This is a genomic window from uncultured Paracoccus sp. (assembly GCF_947496875.1).
GTDB lineage: Bacteria > Pseudomonadota > Alphaproteobacteria > Rhodobacterales > Rhodobacteraceae > Paracoccus.
This window is the reverse complement of the sequence record NZ_CANMEH010000003.1, coordinates 176,050-194,544: the sequence shown is the minus strand read 5'-3', so window position 1 is coordinate 194,544 and position 18,495 is coordinate 176,050. Positions and strand designations below refer to the sequence as shown.

The following is an 18,495-nucleotide window of genomic DNA, read 5'->3' as shown; positions in this document are numbered from 1 at the left end:
GCCTCTCCTGCAACGACCGCTTGAATACGGGACCGGACGCATCCCGTCACGCCGACCCATATGGTCAGCGGGGTCCGCGTCCTGCAAGTCCGGCGCATGTACCTGCCGAAAGGGCCAGCTTGGCAGCGGCGTCCGGATCGTGCATTCCTGACGGAAGTTTCTTTGTATTTGTTGGTTCAGTCCATTGTTTCATTCCCGCCATTCACGTCCCGAACGTGCCGGGTTGCCACCCCAACAGCGTGTATTCCTTCTGCTCCAGGGCCCCCACGGACCGTTCTTCGACCGGCTGGGGCGGCTGCTGCGCTCCGCCGGCTCGCAGGTCTGGCGCGTCGGCTTCAATGCGGGTGACGAATTCTTCTGGTCGGATCGGGACCGGTTCATTAGACATGCCGGCGACACCGCCAGCTGGCCGGCCCATCTGGACAGCCTGATCACCCGGCTGGGGGTGACCGACCTCGTGATCTACGGCGACGTGCGCCCGGTCCACGCCGCCGCCCGTGATGCTGCGGCCCTGCACGGCCTGGTTCTGCACGTCTTCGAGGAAGGTTATCTGCGCCCCTACTGGATCAGCTACGAACGGGGCGGTTCGAACGGCTATTCCGACCTGATGGATATCACCCTGCCGCAGATGCGCGCGGCCCTGCGGGGACATGAATCCCAACTCTCCCGCCCGCCGGCGCACTGGGGCGACATGCGGCATCACAAGTTCTACGGCGCGCTCTACCACTTCATGGTGCTTGCGGCGAACCGGCGCTATCCGCTGTTCCGCACCCATCGCGACGTCGGCGTCCGGCAGGAATTCATGCTGCACCTGCGCAAGCTGCTGCTGTCGCCTGCCTTTATGCTGTCCCGCTGGGCCGCGGTGCGGGCGATCCGCCGCGGGGGATTTCCCTATGTGCTGGGGCTCCTGCAACTGGAACACGACGCCAGCTTCATCGCGCACTCGGATTACAAGCGGATGCGCGACTTCACGGACGAGGTGCTGCGCGCCTTTGCCGATGCCGCGCCCCCGCATCATCACATCGTTTTCAAAGCGCACCCGCTGGAGGATGGGCGGGGCAAGGTGCGCGATGCGATCGCAGAGACCGCGGCGACGCTCGGGGTATCCGACAGGGTCCATGTCGTGCATGGCGGCAAGCTGGCCCGCCTGCTGGCGCAGGCGCGCAGCGTGGTGACCGTCAACTCGACATCGGCCCAGCAGGCGCTATGGCGCGGGATTCCCGTGCGCGCGATGGGGCGGGCGGTCTTCGACAAGCCCCAGCTCGTCTCGCGCCAGTCGCTTGAGGAATTCCTCCGCCATCCGGACCGGCCGAATACCCGCGCCTACCGCGACTACCGGGACTACCTGCTGGAAACCAGCCAGGTGCCAGGCGGATTCTATGCCGCCCGCTCGCGTGCTCACGCACTGCGCGTCGCCGTGGACTTGATGCTTGCCCCGGACAACCCCTATAGCGCCTTGGCGAGCGGGCGCGGTGCACACCGGCAACAAATCGGCAGCGATGCCTGACCGATTATGTCTAATTGTTGGAACGAGCGGACCTGTCACGGTATGGTCAGGGCCGCAGCGAGATGGCGTCTAACGCCGCCTAGGGACAGGAGACAGGACTTGATTAGCGTATCATTCGTGCGAAGCTCGCACGTGCCTTTCGGACGAACCCTTCGGTTTGCCGCCCTGCTGGCCATGACAGGTCTTGCCGCCTGCGGGCTGCCTCGGTCGGGCCCTACCAAGAAAGAGATCTTCACGGGGGCCGTCGAGCGCGGTGGCGACGCGCATGTCATCTACGTCAACAACCACGTCACCAGAGCGACCGCCTACGCGCCGACCTACGGGTTCGGCGGCGATTTCCTGGCGGCCGGCCAGGTCGGCGCCGACGAGATCCGCCCCGGCGACGTGCTGGGCCTGACGATCTGGGAAAACGTCGATGATGGTCTGCTGTCGTCGCTGGGGCAGTCGAACACACCGCTGCAGGAAATCCAGGTGGACAGCGCCGGCTACATCTTCGTGCCCTATGCCGGTCGGGTCATGGCGGCGGGCAACAGCCCCGACGCGCTGCGTCAGATCATCACCTCGCGCCTGTCCAACCAGACGCCGGACCCGCAGGTCACCGTGACCCGGGTGGCCGGCGACGGTGCCACCGTGTCGGTCATGGGCAAGGTGAACGGCCAGGGCGTCTTCCCGATCGAACGCCCGACTCGCTCCCTGTCGGCCATGCTGGCGCGCGCCGGGGGGGTGTCGATCGATCCCGAGATCGCCGTCGTGACAGTCAAGCGCGGCAACACGACCGGGCGCGTGTGGCTGAAGGATCTGTACGCCAACTCGCGCAACGACATCGCGCTGCGCCCGGGTGACGTTATCCTGGTCGAGGAAGACCAGCGCAGCTTCACCGCGCTGGGCGCATTGGGCGGCCAGACCAAGGTGCCGCTGGGCAGCGAGGAAATCGACGCGATCGAAGCAATTGCAATGGTTGGCGGCCTGCAAAGCCAGCTGGCCGACCCGACCGGGGTGTTCGTCCTGCGCGAGGAACCGCAGTCGGTGGCCCGGTCCGTGATGGGGCGCAACGATCTCTACGGCGATCAGCGCATGGCCTATATCCTGGACCTCACCCGTCCGAACGGACTGTTCCTTGCACGCGACTTCATGATCCGCGACGGGGACACGGTCTACGTGACCGAAGCACCTTACGTGCAATGGCAGAAGACTTTGGGCGCAATCACAGGCAGCGCCGCCACCGCGCGGACGCTGGATTCGCTGGGCAGCAACTGATCAGATTGCCCGCATCCGACCACCAAGCTGCCGGGGACCACCCCCGGCAGCTTTTTGTTTTCAACACCGGCTTCTTCCGGAGCCGACGGGTCCACAGGATACTGACGCTCGCCGGATGGACCCCACGTCTGGGCGTGCCCGGTCCCGGGGATGCCGTGGGGGTATGGGGAAACAGCCCGACGGCCTGGCGCGGTCGGGCAATCGCCGCGCGGCAAGGCGCGAGCGCGGTGACCGTGGAGGACGCGTTTCTTCGTTCGGTCCTGCCGGGACGCGCGCGTGGTCCGGTGGCACGGCGGGGGCCGATCGGGCTGATCGTCGATCCGGCAGGGCTGCACTTCGACGCTTCGGGCCCGTCGCTCATCGAACAGTTGATCGCCTCCCCGCAAAGCGCCGCGCGGGCCCACGAGGCAGCGGCCGCGCTGTCGTCGCTGCGCGGCGCAGACCTGTCGAAATACAATGCCCACCTGCCGGGCGCCGAGCCCCCGCCGTCGGGCTATGTGCTGGTCATCGATCAGACGGCAGGTGACGCCTCCCTCGTCGGAGCCGGCCGCGCGGTGTTCCTGCGCATGCTCCAGGCAGCCCGTGACGAACATCCGAGCACGCCTCTGGTCGTCCGCAGCCACCCTGAGACATCGGCTGGGCTGCGACCCGGCCATTTCTCACCGTTGGACCTGCGCCCCGGCGAGCGCTTCTGCGATGCGCCGGTATCGCCCTGGCGCCTGGTGGAGCGGGCCGGTGCGGTCTACACCGTCAGTTCACAGATGGGCTACGAGGCGCTGCTGGCGGGCCACCGTCCGCGGCTATTCGGCCAGCCGTTCTATGCCGGCTGGGGTCTGTCGGACGACGAGACAACGATACCGCGCCGGGCGGCGGCAACCGGGATCACCACCGATCGCCTGTTTGCCGCGACACATCTGCTGGCGCCGATCTGGTATGATCCCTGTCGCGACTGTCTCACCGATTTCACTTCCGCCCTGCGACAGATCGAGGCCGAGGCCGCCGCGTGGCGGCAGGATCGCGCAGGTCACCTCGCCTACGGCATGCGCAGGTGGAAGCGGCCATTCATCGCGCGCATCTTCGGCAACGGCCGAGGCGTCCGGTTTACACGACGCCCATCCCCGCGCGTTACCCTTGCCTGGGCAAGCGCAGCCGCCGCAGTCCCGGAGGCTGCGCGAGTCGAGGACGGATTCCTGCGATCCCGGGGCTTGGGTGCAGCGCTGGTCCCACCACTTTCCCTCGTCGCCGACGACTTGGGCATCTACTATGATCCGACGCGCGCAAGCCGACTGGAACGGCTGATCGACAGCCCGCGCTCGGCGGCCGATCTGTCCCGCGCCGCAGCGCTGCGCGGGAAGCTGCGTGACCGCGTCGTGACCAAGTATAATTTGTCGGACGGCAGCGTTCCCGATCTGCCGCGGGACGGCCGCCGGATCATCCTGGTGCCCGGACAGGTCGAAGATGACGCGTCGATCCGGCTGGGGGCTGGCGCCGAAAGGACCAACCTGGCCCTGCTGCGCCGGGTAAGAAGGGACAATCCGGACGCGCTGATCGTGTGGAAACCGCATCCTGACGTCGAGGCGGGACTGCGGCTTGGCGAGGTGGCCCCCATGGATCTGCGCGGGCTGGCCGACGTGATCGCGCCACGTGCCCCCGCTGCAGCGTTGATCGACCGGGTGGATGAGGTCTGGACGATGACCTCGACCCTCGGATTCGAGGCGCTTGTCCGAGGCACTCCGGTCACCGTTCTGGGCGCGCCGTTCTATGCGGGCTGGGGCCTGACCCGCGATCTGGGCCCGGTTCCATCCCGGCGCACGGCCCGCCCGGGACTGGATGGCCTGGTGCACGCGGCCCTGATCGCCTATCCCCGCTATGTCGATCCGGTCAGCGGCCTGCCCTGCCCCGTCGAGGTCGCACTCGACCGGCTGACAGATCCGGCGGCGCGAGGGAGCGGGTCGGGGCTGCGCACGCTTTCCAAGCTGCAGGGCGTCTTCGCCGGTCACAGCTGGATCTGGCGCCGCTAGGCAGGCGGGTTACAGAGCTGTATCGTCCATGACCCACCGGTGCATCACGTCGGGCCCCAGGCGCCGCGTCTCCGCCAGTCTGAAACGTGGCGCTTCTTTCAGCGCTACAGTCGCGATCGGGGCCACCGCGGGACGCGCCTCGGCACCCAGCACGACGCCCGCGGTATAGCCCACAAGCTCATCCGCCAGCCCGGCCTGCAACAGCCCGGCCGCCAATCGCCCGCCGCCCTCGCACAGCACGCGGGTCAGGCCGCGCCGCCCCAGTTCCGCCATCATCTCGGGAAGCGGGCCAGGGACGATCCACAGGGGACCGTGCGCCTCGTCCTCGGGCGGCAGATCAGGGATCTCATCATTCGCCACCACGATGCGCACCGGCTGCCGGACGGCGCCGAAGCCACGTACGTTCAGGGCCGGCCGATCGGCGCGTGCCGTCGCGCCGCCAACCATCACCGCATCGTGGCGCAGGCGCAGACCGTGGACATGGTGGCGGGCAGCAGCGCCAGTGATCCATCGACTTTCGCCACCAGCCGTGGCGATGCGACCGTCGAAGCTGGTGGCGAGCTTCAGGGTCAGCATCGGGCGTCCGCGCTGGACACGCGACAGGAACCCCCGCTGCAGCGCCGCGGCAGCCTCCGCGCGAACGTCCTGTTCGACGACGACCCCCGCGGCGCGCAGCATCGCATGACCTTCGCCGGTCACCCGCGGATCGGGGTCAGTCAGGGCCGTGACCACGCGCCTCACCCCCGCGTCGGCCAGCGCCGCTGCGCAGGGCGGGGTGCGGCCATGATGCGCGCAGGGTTCCAGCGTCACATAGGCGGTGGCGCCCCGCGCCCGAGTACCGGCCTCCGCCAGTGCCACAGCCTCGGCGTGGGGACGGCCGCCCGGTCGGGTCCATCCGCGGCCGACAATGCCCCCGTCCCGTACGATGACGCAGCCGACCGCAGGGTTCGGCCAGACATTCCCGAGACCTCGACGTGCGAGGTTCAGCGCGTGATCCATGTGGCGCAGATCATCGCGCACCCGTCGCGCCCTATTCTTCCGTGACGGGGCGCAGTTCGCTGACGAAGCGGTCGAAATCGTCGGCCGCTTGGAAATTCTTGTAGACGCTCGCAAACCGGACATAGGCCACCGTGTCGATCCGGGCCAATGCCTCCATGACGATCTCGCCGATGACCTTGGAGGGGATATCGGTGTCACCCATGCTTTCAAGCCGCCGCACGATGCCGGAAATCATCTGCTCCACCCGTTCGGCCTCGACCGGGCGCTTCTGCAGCGCGATACGGATCGAGCGGCTGAGCTTGTCGCGGTCGAAATCCTCGCGACGGCCGGTGGACTTGATCACCACCAGGTCGCGCAGCTGGACCCGCTCATACGTGGTGAAACGCCCCGCGCAGGCAGGGCAGAATCTGCGCCTGCGGATTGCGACATTGTCCTCGGCCGGACGGGAATCCTTGACCTGAGTGTCGATGTTTCCACAGAACGGACAACGCATTCCCGAGCCTCCGGCGGCCTGCCAAGCGGACCGAGCTTAGTGCCCTTCGCAGAGTTTGGGTAGGCGAAAGGAGAAAATACCACATGCTGCAGCATGCTGTGGCAACAACACCGCTGCTCACACCGCAACGGTTCCGAGATCGTGGGGTTGTCACAAGTAAAGGGCGGGGGGACGGACGAGACGGCCTGGCCGACCACAGGCCCGCGTGGCGCACGGGCGGCGCTCAGCCGTCGCGCCAGCCGATCCAGTCGAAGTCGCGCACGCGGTTCGCCTCGGCATGCGCCGCGGCCAGGCCGCCGAGCCGTTCCACGGCGCTGTCGTCGGGCAGCATCACGTTCCTGTCGGCGTTCTCGCTGGGGATCACCACGGCGGTCACGTCCGGCAGGCCATGGTTGCGGAACCAGTCACTCAGTTCCGGCAGTGCGGCGGACAGTGCCTGCACGTCCGGCGCGCCCTTGCCCATCAGGTCGCGCAGATCGGAAAGGGATAGATACTGGCTGCTGCCATCGACCCGGCTACGCAGCAAGGCCCTGAGAACATCGATCTGCAGCGGGGTAAGGTCCATCGTCTTCTCCTGTGTTCCGCAATCAATGCCCGGGGATGACGCAGGTTCCCTGCGACGCGCCGATGCGGATCATCATGTCCGTGACAGGGGATCAGCGATCCTGGGCTTGGCTCGTACGGACCAGCGGCACGACATCGGCCCGGTCGTGATCGAGCGCCAGTTTCTTCTGGGTGCGGGCGCCGAGCTCGCGCAGCAGCTCAACCTGCCGGATGACGTTGCCGGGGCCGCGGGTCAGGCGGGCCATCGCCGTCTCGTGGGCGCGCGACGCGGTGTCCAATGCTCGGCCCACATCCTCGACGGCATCCACGAAACCGGCCAGCTTGTCATACAGCGCACCGGCTCGGCTGGCGATTTCGGCGGCGTTCGTCTCGCGCCGCTCCACCGTCCAGACATGTTCGACCGTACGCAGCGTCAGCATAAGCGTCGTCGGGGTCGCCAGCCCGACCCGTCGATCCAGCGCGAATGTCGCCAGATCGGGGTCAGCGCGCATCGCGTCCGACAGCGCACCCTCGATGGGGACGAACATCAGCACGTAATCGACTGATCCCTCGTCGATCGCCTGATAACCCCGGCTCGCCAGTTCCGTCACGTGACGGCGCATGGATGCGGCGTGACGGCGCAGCAGCAACTCGCGCTGCGCGGGATCGTCACAGGCCGACGCCTCGGCGTAATCGACGAGGCTGACCTTGCTGTCGACCACCAGCACCCGGTCCCGGGGCATCCGCACGATCACGTCGGGTCGCCAGCGCTTTCCCTGCTCATCGACATGGCTGGCCTGCGCAAGATAGTGCACGCCGTCCTGCAGTCCGGACTGCTCGAGGATCGTGTCCAGCACCATCTCTCCCCAGGCGCCCTGGCGCTGCTTGTCACCCCTGAGCGCGCGGGCAAGCGCCACCGCATCACGGCCGATCTCCTCCGAACGGCGATGCAGTCCCTCGATCTGTTCGCGCAGGGCAGCCCGCTCGTCGGCCGCGGCGCGGTTCCGGTCAGCCAGCTCTTTCTGAAAATGCTGGACCTGCTCGCGAAATGGCGACAACAGGGCGGCCAGCCGTTCCCCGTGGGTCTTCTCCAGATCGGCGCCCTGCCGTCGCAGGCTGTCATCGGCCAGCAGCCGGAACTGGGCCGTCATCTCCTCACGCATCTCGCGCAGCAGTTCTATCTCGCGGGACGAAGCCTCGGCGTCCCTGCGGGCATTCAGCTTCAGCGTGGAGATGTCGCGTTCCAGCGCAGCAACCGACTGCCGCGCCTGATGCAGCACATCGGCGAGGTTGTCGCGCTCCTCGCTCAACTCGGCCACGCGGGCCCCTTGGCTGTCGAGCCGCGCGACCATTGCGGCGCCCTCGACCTGCGCACGGGTCAATGCATGTTCGGCAGCGCGGCGCCTGTGCGTCTGGACGAATGCCCAGACCAAAGCGACGGCCGCGAATCCGACCAGCGCCGCAAGCACCCATCCACCGGCAACGACCTGATCAAGCTTCGTTACGTCCACGCGTGCCTCATTCCTGTCCGGCTCGGCGACAGCGCCGCCAAGTCATGTTTTCGCCATGTTCACGATTTGGTCCGAAACCGCAAGCAGTCCGGCGGGTTGGGAGGCGACAGACCTGAAAGGAATCGCCGTCATGACTCATTCCGTCGCCGTTCTCGTTGGCTCGCTGCGCAAGGGTTCGATCAACCGGACCGTCGCGCATGCGCTCGCGCGGGTTGCCGAGGGCAAGCTGCGCTTCGACTTCGTCGAGATCGGGGACTTGCCGCTCTACAACGATGACCTGTGGCAGAATGGCCGGGGCCCCGCCCCGGTGGAGCGGATGAGAGCGCAGGTGCTCGGGGCGGATGCCGTCCTGCTGGTGACGCCGGAATACAACCGCGCAGTGCCCGGCCTGCTCGGGAATGCGCTGGACTGGGGTAGCCGTCCGTCGGGGAAATCCTGCTGGGTCGGAAAGCCCGCGGCATGCGCCGGCGCGTCCGGCGGTGCAATCGGGACTGCCGCCGCACAGATTCACCTGAAGGCGCATATGGTGACGCTCGGAATGATCCCGATGGGCCGGCCGGAGTTCTACCTGGCGTTCAAGCCGGACGCGTTCGGCGATGACGGGTCGGTCCGCGACGACAGCCTGCGCGGATTCCTGCAGGGCTTTGTCGACGCGCTTGCGGGTCATGTCGGGCGTCTGGCGCCAGTGTCGGCGTAACCCCGGATCAGCGCGCCTCCTGGTCTTCCGTCGCGACGTTTCGCTCCTGCAGGAAGGCCAGGACCGAGGCGGCATAGGCCCGCCGCTCGCGTTGAGCCACGGGATGTTCAGCCAGCCATTTCAGGATCGAACTGCCGGCCGCAGTGGAGTATCCCATTCGCCAGTCGCCGAACTGGCGGTCGTTCTGTGTGCCGCGCCACAGATAGGTCAGGCTGTGATGCCGGGGGTCGCGTTCCATGCGACCCGCAACCATGTCCAGCGCCGCCGCCGGTCCCTCCAGCCACTGGAAGAAGAACCCGTCTTCGTGGTGAAGAAAGCCTGAAAGCGCCTGTTCGGCATTCACGCGTCGCGCGGAGTCCAGCAACTCCCCGGCGGCTTCGCTGTTGGGGCGCATCTCGGTCTCGCTGCGGTACAGCAGAAAGGACAGGTCGTTCATCGCAGCCGTGACTCCAAGGTTCAGGTGCCCTGACAACAGGTGCCGGCGGATGATGCAACATCCGATTTCCGCTGTTCCGGCGAGTCGCGATCAGGTCCTTGCGAGACAGAAGGCCAGCAGTGCGGCCGCTTCCTCCGCATCATGCAGGCGCAGCTTCACCTCGCCCTCGTCCTTTCGACGTGCAGCGGGGAACGCACTCAACATCTGCACGGGATCGATCAGGCCGGCGCGTATGCTCGGACGGCGGGCATACCAGAGCACCCATCCCTCGTTCAGCACCGCCGAGAACATCCAGTCGGTTCCGCGCCGAAACCGAAGATCGTGTTCGATGAACCCCTTGGCGCACAGCTCGCGCGTCCAATCGGGCGGCAGCGGCGCAGTTGCCAGATGTCGCCAAGCCTCGCGCGCGCCGCTGCTTACGCCATCTGCGGCGGACAGGATGTCCGCGCTCATTGATCCAGGAAACTGCGCAGCTTGCGACTGCGACTGGGGTGCTTCAGCTTTCGCAGCGCCTTCGCCTCGATCTGCCGGATGCGTTCACGGGTGACGCTGAACTGCTGGCCAACCTCCTCCAGCGTGTGATCGGTGTTCATGCCGATACCAAAGCGCATGCGCAGCACCCGCTCCTCGCGGGGCGTCAGCGATGCCAGTACCCGCGTCGTCGTCTCCTTCAGGTTCTCCTGGATCGCGCTGTCGAGCGGCAGGACGGCGTTCTTGTCCTCGATGAAGTCGCCGAGCTGGCTGTCTTCCTCGTCGCCGATGGGCGTCTCGAGGGAGATCGGCTCCTTGGCGATCTTCATCACCTTGCGGACCTTCTCGAGCGGCATCTGCAGCTTCTCGGCCAATTCCTCGGGCGTCGGCTCGCGGCCGATCTCGTGCAGCATCTGCCGGCCGGTGCGGACCAGCTTGTTGATCGTCTCGATCATGTGGACCGGGATTCGGATCGTCCGGGCCTGGTCGGCGATCGAGCGGGTGATCGCCTGACGGATCCACCATGTCGCGTAGGTCGAGAACTTGTAGCCGCGCCGATACTCGAACTTGTCCACGGCCTTCATCAGGCCGATATTGCCTTCCTGAATGAGATCAAGGAACTGCAGGCCGCGGTTCGTGTATTTCTTGGCAATCGAGATCACCAGCCGCAGGTTCGCCTCGACCATCTCCTTCTTGGCCTGCCGGGCTTCCCGCTCGCCCCGCTGGACCTGATTCACGATCCGGCGGAATTCCTCGATATCGACGCCGACATGCTGACCGACCATCGCGATTTCCGCGCGCAGATTGTCGACCTGATCGCGCGACCGGTCGAACAGGGCCTGCCATCCCCGCCCCTTGTTCTGGGACAACCGCTCGGCCCAGGTCGGGTCGAGTTCGCTGCCACGATAGGCGTCGATGAACTCGCGCCGGTTGATGCGGGCCGCGTCGGCCAGCTTGACCATGCCGCTGTCGATGGTCACGATCCGGCGGTTGATGCCGTAGATCTGATCGACCAGCGCCTCGATGCGGTTGTTGTGCAGGTGTAGTTCGTTCACCAGCCCGACGATCTGGGTGCGCAGGGTCTGGTAGTCGTTCTCTTCATGCGCCGAAAAGCTGCCGTCCTCGTTCAGCGTGGCCGAGATCCGGCTGTCCTGCATGTGGGCCAGCTGTTCGTAATCGCGGGCGATCAGCTCGAGCGTTTCCAGCACCCGCGGCTTGAGGCTGGCCTCCATCGCGGCCAAGGACAGGTTCTGGCCCTCGTCATCCTCGTCATCGTCGTCGCTGCGGCGCATGGGGTTGCCGTCCGCGTCGACCTCATCCGCCGACTCGCCCGTATTCGTCGCGGCGGGGGTGACGGAGGCGACTAGCTCATCCTCGCCCTCACCCTCTTCTTCCATCGACCGGCCGAAGGTGGTTTCCAGGTCGATCACGTCCCGCAGCAGGATGTCCTCGTTCAGAAGCTCCTGCCGCCACATGGTGATGGCCTTGAAGGTCAGCGGGCTTTCACACAGCCCCGCGATCATCGTGTTGCGCCCGGCCTCGATCCGCTTGGCGATGGCGATCTCGCCTTCGCGGCTGAGCAGTTCGACACTGCCCATCTCGCGCAGATACATCCGAACCGGATCATCGGTCCGGTCCAGCTTTTCCGTTTCGGTCGTGGCGACGGCGACCTCGCGCGAGGTCGAGGCGGGCACCACCGTGCCGCCCTGCTCACCCTCTTCCGTCTCTTCGTCCTCGATGACGTTGATGCCCATTTCGGACAGCATCGACATCACGTCCTCGATCTGCTCGGAACTCACCTGCTCCGGCGGCAGGACGGTATTCAGCTGATCATAGGTGATGTAGCCGCGCTCGCGCGCCTCGGCGATCATCTTCTTGACAGCCGCCTGGCTCATGTCCAGCGAGTGTTCGTCGTCCTTGGCGTCGCTCTTGTCGTCTTCGTCCTTGGCCATAGCAGCTCCTTCAAGAGGTCACCAAATCCGCGCCCGAATCACCCGCGAATCATCAGAAGTGCCCTGTAGCCATACAGGCCGCACGAGGGGCGGTCAAAGCACGGCAGCCGGATGATTCGGCCGATTCGGAAGGTCGTCGTTCCCGTGCATCACCGGCGCGGTGACTTGCGCCAGATCTCGTTTCTCAGCGCCTCGGCCAACTGGGCGGCCAGAGCGTCGCGATCCTCCCCCAGATCACCGTCATCGGACAGCGCCGGATGGTCCGCCTGCTGGCGGGCCCGCGCGGATTGCGTCACCCGCCAGGTCAGCCCTTCATCCGCCAGTCCCTCGATCTCGGCGGCCGCTCGCGTGATCTCCTGGCGCGCCGCGCGCTTCGTCTCCAACCTGTCCAGCGCATTCAGCAGCACCGCCTCGGCCTCGTCGTCGAAGCTGTTCGGCGTGGCCACTGCCGGCAAGGCGCGGACATGGGGATCGGCCAGTACCGCGTCAAGAGCGCGCCTGCCCGTGTCCGACAGCGTCCCTGACAGCAGGTCATGCACCAGCGCGGCCCGGCCCGGGTCAGTCGGGTCCAGCCGCTCGAGCCGGGGCTCGACCAGATCGACGAGATTCGGATGGGTGGCGCACAGGGCGAGGATCATCGATTCGATCAGCGCCTCGCCCGGATCGGTCGCGGCCAGCCGTGAGGCACGGGTTTGCGGCAGCGCCGCTTGCGGTGCTGCACCCCGCCGCCAGTTCCCCCGCACGCCGGTCTTGCCGGGGTCCTTGGGCGGCCGGGCCCCTTGCCGCCCGCCGAACATTTCCCACTGCTTGCGGCGCAGCGCGCTGGAATAGTGATCGCGGGTCGCGGGGTCGGGAATCCGGGCGACCGCATCAGCCAGCGCCTTGTCCAAGGCAGCGCGTCGTTCGGGACTGTCGAACACCCGCCCTTCGGTTTCGCGCAGCCAGAGCAGGTCGACCAGCGGTTGCGCCTTGTCCAGCAGGGACCGCATCGCGGTGGGCCCGCCCGCCCGGATCAGGTCGTCGGGGTCCTGCCCGGCCGGCAGCAGCGCAAAGCGCAGCGCCTGCCCCGGTCCGGTCAGTGGCAGCGCCAGATCGATCAACCGCATCGCCGCACGCAGCCCCGCGGCGTCGCCGTCCAGCGCGATCACCGGCTCGGGCGAAACCCGCCACATCAGCCGCAGCTGATCCTCGGTCACCGCGGTGCCGAGGGGCGCCACCGCGCCCTCGATGCCCGCCTGCGCTAGGGCGATCACGTCCATGTAGCCTTCGGCCACGACCAGCATCTGGCCCTTGGCAACCGCACTGCGTGCCGGCCCGATATTGTAGAGCGTGCGTCCCTTGTCGAAGAGCGTGGTTTCGGGTCCGTTCAGATACTTGGCCCGCGCATTCGGATCCATGGCGCGGCCGCCGAACGATACGACGCGCCCGCGTGGGTCACGGATCGGGAAGATAATCCGGCTGCGAAACCGGTCATAGGGGGCGCCGCCGTCTTCCGGACGGGCCGCCAATCCGCATTCCACGACAAGGTTCTCGGCCACGCCGCCATCCACTAGATGCCGGAACAGCGCCTGGCGCTGATCGGGGGCGAAGCCGATCTCGAACCGTTCGAGCGTGGCGGGAACCAGGCCGCGGCCGGCCAGGTAATCCCACGCCGCGGTCCCTGCCCCGCCCTGCAACTGCATACGGAACCAGCGCACGGCCCGGTCCATCACCTCGACCAGTTCGGTTCGCCGGTCGCTGCGGGCCTGATCGCGGGGCGTGCGCTCCGGCATCGGCAGCCCGGCCTCGGACGCCAGGACCGCCACTGCATCCATGAAGCCGAGGCCCTCGGCCTCTTTCAGGAAGGTGAGAGCGTCGCCCTTGGCGTGGCAACCGAAGCAGTAGTAGAATCCCTTCTGGTCATCGACATGAAACGATGCGGTTTTCTCGGCGTGGAACGGACAGGGCGCCCACCAGTCGCCCTTGGCTTGGTTCGATTTCCTCAGATCCCAGGTCACCTTGCGGCCAACGACCCGGCTGATCGGAACGCGGGCGCGCAGGTCGTCCAGGAAACCGGGTGGCAGGCTCATGTCCCATCATCCTGCGCCGGACGGACCGGATCAAGGCGGGCCAACAGGCGCCGGCTTCGGGCCTGCGCTCCGGCGACCACCGTCCGCACCCGGCTCATGCCCCCACGGCCCGCTTGACCAGGTCCCAGTAGATGTCCGCCACGCGCGACCGATCCAGGCGCCCGCCCTCACGGTACCAGTTCGTCACCCCCGTCAGCATGGCGATCAGCGCCATCGCCGTCAGGCGAATGTCCGGCACCGTCATCACGCCCGCCGCCTGCCCCGCCCGCAGGATGCAGGCGAGCGCATCTTCGTACCGGCGTCTGAGCGCCGCAATTTCCGCATGGTTGTCAGGGCTCAGGTTGCGCAGTTCCATGTAGCTGAGGAAGACGGAATCAGGATGATCGAGGGAAAAGGCGATGTGGAACCGGACAAAGCGCTCCAGCCGGTCCAGCGGTGATCGATCCGGATCGTCCTGCCACGCGCCCAGAAGCCGGGTCATGTGATCGGACAGAAGATCGGCCAGCAGCGCCTGCTTGTCGGGCGTGTAGGTGTAGAGCGCGCCGGCCTGGACCCCGACGGCAGAGGCGATCTGCCGCATGCTGACGGCCGCATAGCCGTGCCGGGCGAACAGACGCAGCGCCTGCTCGCGGATCAGGGGGCCGGTGATCTCGGCGCGTGAACCTTGGGTACGGGCCATGGATGCAGTGTCTAGGTCAGCCGACCTGTCGCGGAAAGCGCAATCGGCGGCATGATAAGCGCGGGCGCGCGCGGCGACTTGCCGGCGCCGATCCGCCGCGCCTATGCTGCGCCACGATGATCCCGCTTGCGCCCACCGTGCTCGTCCTGGCCCTGCCGATCCTGGCGGGGTGTGGCAGAGCGGACGATGCTTCCTATCCCCGCCTGTTGCCCCTGGATCAGCTGACCGCCGAACCGGCGGTCCCAGCCCATGCGGCCGACGCCATCGCGGACCCTGACTCGGTGCGCGGCGAACTGCGCGCCCGCGCGGACGCCGCCCGGGGCACGGTGCCTGCGCCGACTGGCGCCAATGCCGATGCACTCGCCCGGCGTGCCGAGGCGTTGCGCGCCCGCGCCGCGGCGCTGCGCGACAACGACCCGGGCCGGGACGCCGGCTTGCCTTCCTGTCCACCGGGCACCGTTCCGGACCCGAGCGCCACGGATCCCGCCCGGACCTGCACACCCGCCTGACCATCAAGGACGCTGCCATGCCCGTGATCACCTGCATCGACGACCTGAAGCGCATGCACCGCGCCCACACGCCGCGCATGTTCTATGACTATGCGGAATCGGGCAGCTACACGGAACAGACCTTCCGTGAGAACACGACCGACTTCCAGAAGGTGCGGTTGCGCCAGAAAGTGGCCGTCGACATGTCAGACCGCAGCCTGGCGTCCGACATGGTCGGGCTGCCGGTGTCGATGCCGGTCGGGCTGGCGCCGGTCGGGATGACGGGAATGCAGCGCGCCGATGGCGAGATCAAGGCGGCCCGTGCGGCCGAGGCGCTCGGGGTGCCGTTCTGCCTGTCGACCATGTCGATCTGCTCGATCGAGGACGTGGCCGAACACACGACCAAGCCATTCATGTTCCAGCTTTATGTCATGCGCGACGAAGCCTTCGTCGAGGCGATCATCGGCCGCGCCAAGGCAGCGGGCTGTTCGGCGCTGGTGCTGACACTGGACCTGCAGATCCTCGGCCAGCGCCACAAGGATCTGCGCAACGGGCTGAGCGCGCCACCCCGCATGACGCCCTCGACGGTGCTGAACCTCGCCACGAAATGGGGCTGGGGCGCCGAGATGCTGCGTACCAAGCGCCGCAGCTTCGGCAACATCGTGGGCCACGCCAAGGGGGTCGGCGATACCAGTTCGCTGATGAGCTGGACCGCCGAGCAGTTCGACCTGAAGCTCGACTGGGACAAGATCGCCCGGATCCGCGACATGTGGGGCGGCAAGCTGATCCTGAAGGGCATCCTCGACGCCGACGACGCGCGCCGTGCCGCGGATTTCGGGGCGGACGCGATCGTCGTGTCGAACCACGGCGGGCGGCAGCTCGACGGGGCGCTGTCCTCGATCCGGATGCTGCCCGAGATCGTCGAGGCCGTGGGCGACCAGGTCGAGATCCATCTCGACAGCGGCATCCGCTCGGGCCAGGACGTGCTGAAGGCGCTGGCGCTGGGTGCCCATGCCACCTGGATCGGCCGGGCCTGGCTGCACGGACTGGGCGCGATGGGCGAAGCGGGCGTAACCGCGGCGCTGACCGTGATCCGCAAGGAACTGGACGTGACAATGGCGCTTTGCGGCGAACGCGACATCCGCAATGTAGGGCGCCAGAACGTGCTCGTCCCGGCAGAGTGGTCCCACGATTACGTCTGAGGCGACCCGCCCGGCAAGCGTCGGCGCCACATTCGCGGTGACGCCACCGTCCGAAAGACGTATCCTGCGCCGCACCGACAGCCCGTGCCCGCGCAGGGAGCACGCGGGCGTCCGGGCTGATCGGCCGGAACTCCGATGCAGCATGCTCCCGGAGTGACCACCATGAAGATGTTTTCAGCAGCCGGCGCGGCAGGGATAATTCTGCTCTCGCTCGGCGCGGCTAGCGCGCAGACCGCTGCCACGGGCCCGAACGGCATGGCGCTCTATACCTTCGACAACGACAGCGGCGGGACGTCCGCGTGCTACGATAAGTGCGCCGCGAACTGGCCGCCTTTCCTCGGCGAGGCCGGCGCCGACATGGGCGAGGGCTGGGCGCTGATCGAACGCACGGACGGCACCATGCAATGGGCGCATGAGGGCAGGCCCGTGTACTACTACGTCGGCGACACCAAGCCCGGGGACGTGACCGGCGACGGCAAGGGTGGCGTCTGGCACGTCCTGACCGACTGAATCGGGGCCGACGTTCGACGGGAACCGAACCGCGGCCCCCGCGGGGGGCCGTGACTCCCTACGCCCAGCCGTGTTCCCGCTTTTCAAACGGCCCTGCCCCGTGTATAGGCCCGCTTCCGGTCATGCACCCTTGGAGGATGGCCGGATGTTCAATCGCAAAGGAAACAGCATGGCCAAAGAGATCCCAGATCTGGTGGCCGAGGCACGCACGGGGACAGGCAAGGGGGCCGCCCGTCAAGCTCGCCGTAACGGCAAGGTGCCCGGTATCGTCTATGGGGACGGCAAGGACCCGCAGCCGATCGCCCTCGAATTCAACTCACTTCTCACGAAACTGCGCGCCGGCCGCTTCATGTCGACGCTGTGGAACCTGAAGCTGGACGGCCAGGACGACGTCCGCGTCATCTGCCGCGGCATCCAGCGCGACGTGGTCAAGGATCTGCCCACGCATATCGACCTGATGCGGTTGCACCGCAACACGCGGATCAACCTGTTCATCCATGTCGAGTTCGAGAATCATGAGGACTCGCCCGGTCTGAAGCGCGGCGGAACCCTGGTCGTGGTCCGCCCGGAGGTCGAGTTGGTGGTGACCGCGTCGGACATTCCGGACCACATCACGGTTGACCTGACCGGGCGCCAGATCGGCGATTCGATCCATATCGGTGACGTTGACCTGCCGCAGGGCGTCAAGCCCACGATCGACCGGAACTTCGTCATTGCCAACATCGCAGCCCCATCCGGCCTGCGCGCCGAGGATGCCGAGGCCGCGAGCGAAGGTGCCGAAGCGGTTCCGACGACCGAAATGGGTCCGGGCGTGCCGCCGAACGACGAGTGATCGGCTACGCCATTGTCTGAACGGGGCGGCCGCGAGGCCGCCCTTTTCACATGGGCCGGTCAGTCGCCACGACGCAGGGCGTGGACCTCGCCGGTCGGACCCTCCCGAACATCGACGAAGCCCTGCCGCGCCATGTCCGCAAGGATCCGGTCCCGGACCGTGTCGCCGTAGAGCGCAGGGTGCAGTTCGACCACCAGCAGTCTGATCTGGGCAGGAAGCGGTGCGACCAGCAGGGTCTGTTCCGCCCCCTCGACATCCATCGCCAGGACCGTGGCCGCGGCACGCTGGATCAGCTTGCCGAGCGGCCGCGCCTTGACCGGCTGCGTCACTGCGCCCTTGGCCCGTCCGGGCAGGATCGAGGCGCTCCAGAAACCCGGGCGGACATGCAGGTCGACGGCGTCACCCGCGACACCGTCCGCCACGACCGCGACCGGCAGCACCCTGACACCCCGCCCGAGATTGCGGCGCAGGTTCCGCTTCAGCGACCGCACCATGTCGCGGTTGGCCTCGACGGCCGTGACCCGTTCGACGCCGACGACGCGCGCGGCGGTGATGCTGACCAGACCGGCGCCCGCGCCCAGGTCCAGCACGCGATCGTCCGGCCGCAGATGCGTCCGCAACAACGCCCGCTCGTAGCGTTCGTAGCCGCCGCTCAGCAGCCGTTCGCGCAGCTTCGGAATCAGCGCGGACGCGGGGACCTCGATAGTCGCCTCGTCGACGGTGAATCGCTCGGTGAAGGGTTGCGGCGTCACGATGTCCCCACGGCTTCTTGCAGGCAGGCGTCCGTCCTGATAGCAACCGCCGTTGACCTTGACCAACCCGCCACCT

The 18,495-nt window shown here is 67.2% G+C and carries 18 protein-coding genes; 8 read left to right on the top strand and 10 right to left on the bottom strand.

What is annotated here, in order from left to right; genetic code table 11:
• Positions 1–223 precede the first annotated feature (223 nt).
• The 3 genes from Q0938_RS05380 (at position 224) to Q0938_RS05370 (ending at position 4,785) form a co-directional block, all read left to right on the top strand.
• Positions 224–1,507 carry a capsule biosynthesis protein CapA gene (locus Q0938_RS05380; protein WP_299360027.1) on the top strand — a complete coding sequence of 428 codons (1,284 nt, stop codon included), beginning with the start codon at positions 224–226 and terminating at the stop codon, positions 1,505–1,507.
• A gap of 174 nt (positions 1,508–1,681) precedes the next feature.
• A complete protein-coding gene (locus Q0938_RS05375) occupies positions 1,682–2,764 on the top strand; it encodes a polysaccharide biosynthesis/export family protein (RefSeq protein ID WP_299360355.1) in 1,083 nt (360 codons plus the stop codon).
• 5 nt (positions 2,765–2,769) lie between these two features.
• On the top strand, positions 2,770–4,785 hold the full coding sequence (locus Q0938_RS05370; RefSeq protein WP_299360025.1) for a capsular polysaccharide biosynthesis protein: 2,016 nt from the start codon (positions 2,770–2,772) through the stop codon (positions 4,783–4,785).
• Positions 4,786–4,794: 9 nt separating this feature from the next.
• Here the strand turns inward: Q0938_RS05370 and ribD are convergent, their stop codons facing one another.
• The 4 genes from ribD to rmuC form a co-directional block, all read right to left on the bottom strand.
• On the bottom strand, positions 4,795–5,805 hold the full coding sequence (ribD, locus tag Q0938_RS05365) for a bifunctional diaminohydroxyphosphoribosylaminopyrimidine deaminase/5-amino-6-(5-phosphoribosylamino)uracil reductase RibD (RefSeq protein ID WP_366942732.1): 1,011 nt from the start codon (positions 5,803–5,805) through the stop codon (positions 4,795–4,797).
• Positions 5,806–5,815: 10 nt separating this feature from the next.
• Positions 5,816–6,277 carry a transcriptional regulator NrdR gene (nrdR, locus tag Q0938_RS05360; RefSeq protein WP_299360022.1) on the bottom strand — a complete coding sequence of 154 codons (462 nt, stop codon included), beginning with the start codon at positions 6,275–6,277 and terminating at the stop codon, positions 5,816–5,818.
• Between the two features lie 223 nt (positions 6,278–6,500).
• Entirely contained in the window at positions 6,501–6,842 is a 342-nt protein-coding gene (locus tag Q0938_RS05355; RefSeq protein WP_299360019.1) for a hypothetical protein, read from the bottom strand.
• Positions 6,843–6,933: 91 nt separating this feature from the next.
• A complete protein-coding gene (gene rmuC, locus Q0938_RS05350; protein WP_299360016.1) occupies positions 6,934–8,331 on the bottom strand; it encodes a DNA recombination protein RmuC in 1,398 nt (465 codons plus the stop codon).
• A 130-nt stretch (positions 8,332–8,461) separates the two neighbouring features.
• Between rmuC and Q0938_RS05345 the strand changes: the two genes are divergently transcribed.
• Positions 8,462–9,028 (top strand): NAD(P)H-dependent oxidoreductase, encoded by a 567-nt coding sequence (locus Q0938_RS05345; RefSeq protein WP_299360013.1) that lies wholly within the window; start codon positions 8,462–8,464, stop codon positions 9,026–9,028.
• A gap of 7 nt (positions 9,029–9,035) precedes the next feature.
• On the opposite strand, the gene Q0938_RS05340 is transcribed toward Q0938_RS05345, so the two are convergent.
• The 5 genes from Q0938_RS05340 to Q0938_RS05320 form a co-directional block, all read right to left on the bottom strand.
• Positions 9,036–9,464 carry a BLUF domain-containing protein gene (locus Q0938_RS05340; RefSeq protein WP_299360010.1) on the bottom strand — a complete coding sequence of 143 codons (429 nt, stop codon included), beginning with the start codon at positions 9,462–9,464 and terminating at the stop codon, positions 9,036–9,038.
• Positions 9,465–9,554: 90 nt separating this feature from the next.
• Positions 9,555–9,917, bottom strand: coding sequence for a hypothetical protein (locus Q0938_RS05335; protein ID WP_299360008.1), 363 nt, complete (start codon positions 9,915–9,917; stop codon positions 9,555–9,557).
• Positions 9,914–11,887, bottom strand: a complete 1,974-nt coding sequence (rpoD, locus tag Q0938_RS05330) for an RNA polymerase sigma factor RpoD (protein WP_299360005.1) — start codon at positions 11,885–11,887, stop codon at positions 9,914–9,916. The genes Q0938_RS05335 and rpoD overlap by 4 nt, the downstream gene beginning before the upstream one ends.
• Positions 11,888–12,036: 149 nt before the next feature.
• Positions 12,037–13,956, bottom strand: coding sequence for a DNA primase (gene dnaG / locus Q0938_RS05325; protein ID WP_299360003.1), 1,920 nt, complete (start codon positions 13,954–13,956; stop codon positions 12,037–12,039).
• A gap of 94 nt (positions 13,957–14,050) precedes the next feature.
• Positions 14,051–14,635, bottom strand: coding sequence for a TetR/AcrR family transcriptional regulator (locus Q0938_RS05320; RefSeq protein WP_299360001.1), 585 nt, complete (start codon positions 14,633–14,635; stop codon positions 14,051–14,053).
• A gap of 116 nt (positions 14,636–14,751) precedes the next feature.
• Here Q0938_RS05320 and Q0938_RS05315 point away from each other — a divergent pair, with 116 nt between their 5' ends.
• The 4 genes from Q0938_RS05315 to Q0938_RS05300 all read left to right on the top strand — a co-directional run bounded on the left by Q0938_RS05315 (position 14,752) and on the right by Q0938_RS05300 (position 17,667).
• A complete protein-coding gene (locus Q0938_RS05315) occupies positions 14,752–15,144 on the top strand; it encodes a hypothetical protein (RefSeq protein WP_299359998.1) in 393 nt (130 codons plus the stop codon).
• Positions 15,145–15,161: 17 nt separating this feature from the next.
• Positions 15,162–16,325 carry an alpha-hydroxy acid oxidase gene (locus tag Q0938_RS05310; RefSeq protein WP_299359996.1) on the top strand — a complete coding sequence of 388 codons (1,164 nt, stop codon included), beginning with the start codon at positions 15,162–15,164 and terminating at the stop codon, positions 16,323–16,325.
• Positions 16,326–16,460: 135 nt separating this feature from the next.
• On the top strand, positions 16,461–16,835 hold the full coding sequence (locus Q0938_RS05305; protein WP_299359992.1) for a hypothetical protein: 375 nt from the start codon (positions 16,461–16,463) through the stop codon (positions 16,833–16,835).
• Between the two features lie 169 nt (positions 16,836–17,004).
• Positions 17,005–17,667 carry a 50S ribosomal protein L25/general stress protein Ctc gene (locus tag Q0938_RS05300; protein WP_299359989.1) on the top strand — a complete coding sequence of 221 codons (663 nt, stop codon included), beginning with the start codon at positions 17,005–17,007 and terminating at the stop codon, positions 17,665–17,667.
• A gap of 59 nt (positions 17,668–17,726) precedes the next feature.
• Here the strand turns inward: Q0938_RS05300 and Q0938_RS05295 are convergent, their stop codons facing one another.
• Positions 17,727–18,419: an FkbM family methyltransferase gene (locus Q0938_RS05295; RefSeq protein ID WP_299359987.1), complete on the bottom strand. Its 693-nt coding sequence runs from the start codon at positions 18,417–18,419 to the stop codon at positions 17,727–17,729.
• Positions 18,420–18,495: the final 76 nt, after the last annotated feature.